The sequence below is a fragment of the Saccharopolyspora sp. genome (assembly GCF_017434145.1).
Taxonomy (GTDB): domain Bacteria; phylum Actinomycetota; class Actinomycetes; order Mycobacteriales; family Pseudonocardiaceae; genus Saccharopolyspora_C; species Saccharopolyspora_C galaxeae.
On the sequence record NZ_JAFRFW010000041.1, the window covers coordinates 1 to 4,417 of the forward strand.

General features: G+C 70.2%; 6 protein-coding genes. 3 read left to right on the forward strand and 3 right to left on the reverse strand.

All coding sequences use genetic code 11. The features are described from left to right. Positions 1-140 precede the first annotated feature (140 nt). Entirely contained in the window at positions 141-788 is a 648-nt protein-coding gene (locus IJH84_RS01040; RefSeq protein WP_200068843.1) for a Crp/Fnr family transcriptional regulator, read from the reverse strand. Positions 789-1,086: 298 nt separating this feature from the next. Here IJH84_RS01040 and IJH84_RS01045 point away from each other — a divergent pair, with 298 nt between their 5' ends. Further along, positions 1,087-1,725, forward strand: a complete 639-nt coding sequence (locus IJH84_RS01045; RefSeq protein ID WP_295139146.1) for a hypothetical protein — start codon at positions 1,087-1,089, stop codon at positions 1,723-1,725. A 5-nt stretch (positions 1,726-1,730) separates the two neighbouring features. Here the strand turns inward: IJH84_RS01045 and IJH84_RS01050 are convergent, their stop codons facing one another. Beyond that, positions 1,731-2,348: a YigZ family protein gene (locus IJH84_RS01050; RefSeq protein WP_200068844.1), complete on the reverse strand. Its 618-nt coding sequence runs from the start codon at positions 2,346-2,348 to the stop codon at positions 1,731-1,733. Between the two features lie 184 nt (positions 2,349-2,532). Here IJH84_RS01050 and IJH84_RS01055 point away from each other — a divergent pair, with 184 nt between their 5' ends. Next, complete coding sequence (locus tag IJH84_RS01055; RefSeq protein WP_200068845.1) at positions 2,533-2,736, forward strand: hypothetical protein; 204 nt, start codon at positions 2,533-2,535, stop codon at positions 2,734-2,736. A gap of 108 nt (positions 2,737-2,844) precedes the next feature. On the opposite strand, the gene IJH84_RS01060 is transcribed toward IJH84_RS01055, so the two are convergent. Then, entirely contained in the window at positions 2,845-3,966 is a 1,122-nt protein-coding gene (locus tag IJH84_RS01060; RefSeq protein ID WP_200068846.1) for a 5-methyltetrahydropteroyltriglutamate--homocysteine S-methyltransferase, read from the reverse strand. Between the two features lie 187 nt (positions 3,967-4,153). On the opposite strand from IJH84_RS01060, the gene IJH84_RS01065 reads away from it, so the two are divergent. After that, a partial coding sequence (locus IJH84_RS01065) for an NAD(P)-binding protein (RefSeq protein ID WP_295139153.1) occupies positions 4,154-4,417 on the forward strand: 264 nt, incomplete at its 3' end.

The following is a 4,417-nucleotide window of genomic DNA, read 5'->3' on the forward strand; positions in this document are numbered from 1 at the left end:
GGGCGAGTCAGGTTCGGCATAGAACCCACACCTCCTGAGCAACATCGCACAGATCAATGGATCAACCGATTCCGCGATTCGGCGGAGACGGTTTGGTGACTCAGGTCACTTGATCTGCCGAGTTCGGTGCGGGTGCGGGCTCAGCCCGAGTCGCCCAGCAGGCGGCGCAGTTCGTCCAGGTCCGTGACGATCACCTGCCGGTAGCGCCGCAGCACGATGCCCTGCTTCTCCAAGCCGTGCAGCACCTTCTCCACCGTGCGGCGCCGAACTCCGGACAGCGAAGCCAGATCGTCGTGGCTCAGCGGGGTGCCGAGCCGGTGGCTGCCGTCCCGGTCCAGGACTCCGTAGGTCTGCATGACCTCCAGCAGCACGCGCTGCACCCGGTCCGGCGCGCTGTGCTGCGCGTTGTCCACCCGGCGCCGGTTGGCCCAGCGCAGCCGCTCGTTGACCATCCTGGTGAGTTCGAAGGAAGCGTCCGCGTGCCGGTGCAGGAAGTCGTTGAAGTCCGCGGACTTGACCAGCTTCGCGCGTGCGCGCGTGCCCGCGGTGACCATCGCCGAGCGGGGGCGCTGCTCCATCGCGGCCATCTCGCCGACCAGGTCGCCGCCGAACCGCACGCCGAGCAGCGCGAACCCGCCGGCCGCCGAGACCGCCTGCACCTTCGCCGAACCGTGCAGCAGCAGGACGACGTGGGTGCTCTCGTCGCCCTGGCGCAGGATCGTCTCGCCCGCCTCGAAGATCTTCACCGTGCCCAGCCCGAGCAGCGCGTCCCGGGTCGGCGGGCGCAACCGCGCGAGCAGGCTGGCGTCCGGCCACTCGATGGCATCGGAGTTCGTTCGTTCGGCGATGACCCGATCCTCCCCAGCAGGCGGTGCCGCAACCGGCTCATGCTGTCGCCGGTTGATCGCTCTCGGTAACCGCTGACCGGGTGATCTTCGTCAGCGCAGGCGGAGCTCCGCGCGATGGGTCGCTCGGCGGGCGCCGATGCTGCGCCCCTCCGATCAGCGGGGAATTTCCACGGCGAGATCCACTGAGTTGAGTGATCATGGTGCGGGAGGCGCAGGGCACCAGCCGGGGAGGTCGGACATGACCGAGGTCAACACGAGGACCAGAGCGAGGTTCGAGGCCGCATGGGCGCAGCGCGCCTCCGCGGACGTATTAGCGCTGCTGCTGACCGAACTGTTCTCCCCGTCGCTGATCGTGCTGGTGCTGCCGCTGGCAGTGGCCTGGAGCGCGACGCACGAGCCGTGGGCGACCCTGGGCTGGGGCCTGTTCGTGTCGCTGACCAGCAGCGTGCTGCCGATGTCGGGGATCGTCGCCGGCTCCCGGCTCGGCTGGTGGGACGGGCACCACGTGCGCAACCGGGAAGGCAGGCTGATCCCGTTCGCGCTGCTGATCGTGCTGAGCTCGCTCGGCCTCGGAGTGCTGCTGCGGACGGGCGCACCGCACCTGATGGTCGCGCTGGACGTCGCGATGCTCACCGCGCTGCTGGCGATCGCGCTGATCACGGTGTGGTGGAAGGTTTCGGTGCACACCGCGGTCGCAGCCGGTGCGGTGGCGATCCTGGCGGTCGTCTACTCCGGCTGGTTGCTGGTGCTGTGGCTGCTGGTGGTGGCCATCGGGTGGTCGCGGGTGCGGCTGGGCGAGCACACCGCGGCTCAGGTCGTGGTCGGTGCCCTGATGGGGATCGTCGCAGGCGGGGCGGGTTACCTGCTGGCGGTTTGAGCTGGTCAGATCGGGACTTCGGCGTAGCGGACCGCGCCGAGTTCGGCCTGTGCGGACCCGTTGGTGGCCTGCGCGAGCCACACCTCGAACGCTTCGACCTCGTCCACCGGCACGTGCAGCTCGAACCGCACCCGCGCCGCGTAGTCCACATCGGACACCGTGAATCCGGCCGCCCGCAGGTCGTTGTCCAGCCTTCCCGCCGCGGCGTGGTCAACAGTGGTGAAGACCACGCGCACCGGCCGCAGCTCGACCAGGCCCACCTGCTCCAGTGCCGCCGACACCGCTGAGCCGTAGGCGCGGACCAGCCCGCCCGCGCCGAGCAGCACTCCGCCGAAGTAGCGCGACACCACGGCGATCACGCCGGTGATCTCGTTGCGCCGCAAGACTTCCAGCATCGGCGCACCCGCGGTGCCCGCCGGCTCGCCGTCGTCGTTGGACCGCTGGGTGCGGCCGTGGTCGAGCACCTGCGCCGAGCAGTGGTGCCGCGCCTCGTGGTGCAGCTTGCGCTGCTCGGCGACGAAGTCCTTGGCCTGCTGCTCGGTCTCCACCCGGGCGAGCACGCAGCGGAATCGGGAGCGCTTGATCACCAGCTCGTGCTCGCCGTCGGCGCGAATTCGGCGCATCGACTCCCCTTCCCGATCGCAACGCTTCTACCTGCGACGATGGTGAGGTCAGTCACCTGAACAAGCCCGATTCGCCCGGCAGCGGGGGCGTCGCGGGGTCGCTACCGCAGGTCATCCCGTTCATCCTGGCGTCACCCGGACGCGATTTTCCGTTCCGCCTCACGGGGACGTAACGTCCTCGGTCATGGAGCAGTCATCGAGTCCGCTGGAGCCTGGCACCCGGGTGCGTGCCTCGTTCGGCCGGTTCCGCGATCAGGTCGGCACGGTGGTGGAGACCGCGTCGGGGCTTCCCGACGTCTTCGACGGCCCAGTGCTGTGGGTCCGGTTCGACGGCGAGGAGGAGCCGGGGCTGGTGGCGGGCCGGTTCCTCGAACCAGCCGCCGCCTGAGCGCCGGGACCGAGGGTGCGCGGCGGTGCGCCGCCGCGGGCACTGCTGCCATGCACGACGGAACCTCTTCACGGCGGTCCCGCGGCAGGACCGCCGCGCGGGCTCCGCTCAGCCCCAGACGTCCTGGGCGACCTGCACGACCAGCCGCAGCTTCGCGACCTCCTGCTCGTAGCTGAGCGCGTTGCCTTCCTTGGTGGAGGCGAATCCGCACTGCGGTGACAGGCACAGCTGGTCCAGGTCGACGTAGCGGGACGCCTCTTCGATCCGGCGCTTGAGCTCGTCGGCCGACTCCAGCTCACCGCTTTTCGTGGTGACCAGCCCGAGCACCACCTGCTTGCCCTTCGGCACGAACCGCAGCGGGGCGAATCCGCCGGAGCGGGCGTCGTCGAACTCCAGGAAGAACCCGTCCACGTCGAGCTGGTTGAACAGCGACTCGGCCACGAACTCGTAGCCGCCCTCGGCCACCCAGGACGAGCGGTAGTTGCCGCGGCACATGTGCGTGGTCACCGACATCGACTTCGGGCGCTCGGCCAGCGAAGCGTTGATCAGCTCGATGGTCCGCAGGTGCTCGTGCTCGGCGTCGTCGCCGCGCGCGGCCAGCTGCTCGCGCTGCTTGGGGTCGTTGAGGTAGGCGAGGCTGGTGTCGTCCAGCTGCAGGTAGTGGCAGCCCATCCCGGCCAGCGCGTGCACCTCGGCGCGGTAGGCCGCGGCGAGGTCCGCGCGGAACTCGGCCAGGTCCGGGTACACCTCCGGATCGATCGCCGCCCGGCCGCCGCGGTACTGCACCATCCCCGGCGACGGGATGGTCAGCTTCGGCGTGGTCCTGGTCGTGCGGTCGGCCAGCGCGGTGAAGGCGTCGCCGAAGATCGGCTCGTCCAGCCCGAGCTTGCCGTCCACCCGCATCTCCGGGGTGGCGAACTCGATGTCGCCCGCGGCGTTGTGGAACTGCACGGTCAGCGACGAGTCCTGCACCTGGGAGATCCCGCGCAGCTGGTACAGGAAGTCCATGTGCCAGGAGCTGCGGCGGAACTCGCCGTCGGTGGCGCTGGACAGGCCCACCTCTTCCTGCATCGCGACCACGTCGGTGACCGCTTCGTCCTCGGCCTGCCGCAGCCCGGCGGCGTCCAGGCGACCGGCCGCGAACTCGTCGCGGGCCTCCAGCAAGCGGGGCGGGCGGAGCAGGCTGCCGACGTGGTCGGCGCGGAACGGCGGTGCGACGCGAGGGGTCATGGCCCGGCAAGATACTGCCCGCCGCGAGGCCGTGCGGAGCCCGCTTGCCACTGGGCGGATGATCCCAGCGCAACCGGCCCGCAGGGAGGCATTCGTCACCATATGTGAGTAACGACAACCGGGATACTCCGGACGGGTGGCTAAAATATCGCCACGGCAGACCAGCTTCGCGGGACGGATGGAGACCATGCGCGTTCTCGTCATCGGCGCCGGGATCGGTGGCCTCGCCGCGGCCAAAGGACTGCTCGAGGCCGGTCACGACGTGGAGGTCTTCGAGCACGCGGAGGCGCTGCGGGACGGCGGCGCGGCGGTGACGGTGTGGAGCAACGGAACCGCGGCGCTCGGCCAGCTCGGTGTGTCGCTGGCCGACGTGGGCAGGCCGCTGCACAGCCTCCGCTCGATCACCGATTCCGGGCGGCTGCTGTGGGAAGCCGACCTCGCCGACGTCACC

Coding starts and splice junctions, on each gene's coding strand:
- IJH84_RS01045 (WP_295139146.1), top strand. CDS start 1,087: ATGACCGAGGTCAACACGAGGACCAGAGCGAGGTTCGAGGCCGCATGG.
- IJH84_RS01050 (WP_200068844.1), bottom strand. CDS start 2,348: ATGCGCCGAATTCGCGCCGACGGCGAGCACGAGCTGGTGATCAAGCGC.
- IJH84_RS01055 (WP_200068845.1), top strand. CDS start 2,533: ATGGAGCAGTCATCGAGTCCGCTGGAGCCTGGCACCCGGGTGCGTGCC.
- IJH84_RS01060 (WP_200068846.1), bottom strand. CDS start 3,966: ATGACCCCTCGCGTCGCACCGCCGTTCCGCGCCGACCACGTCGGCAGC.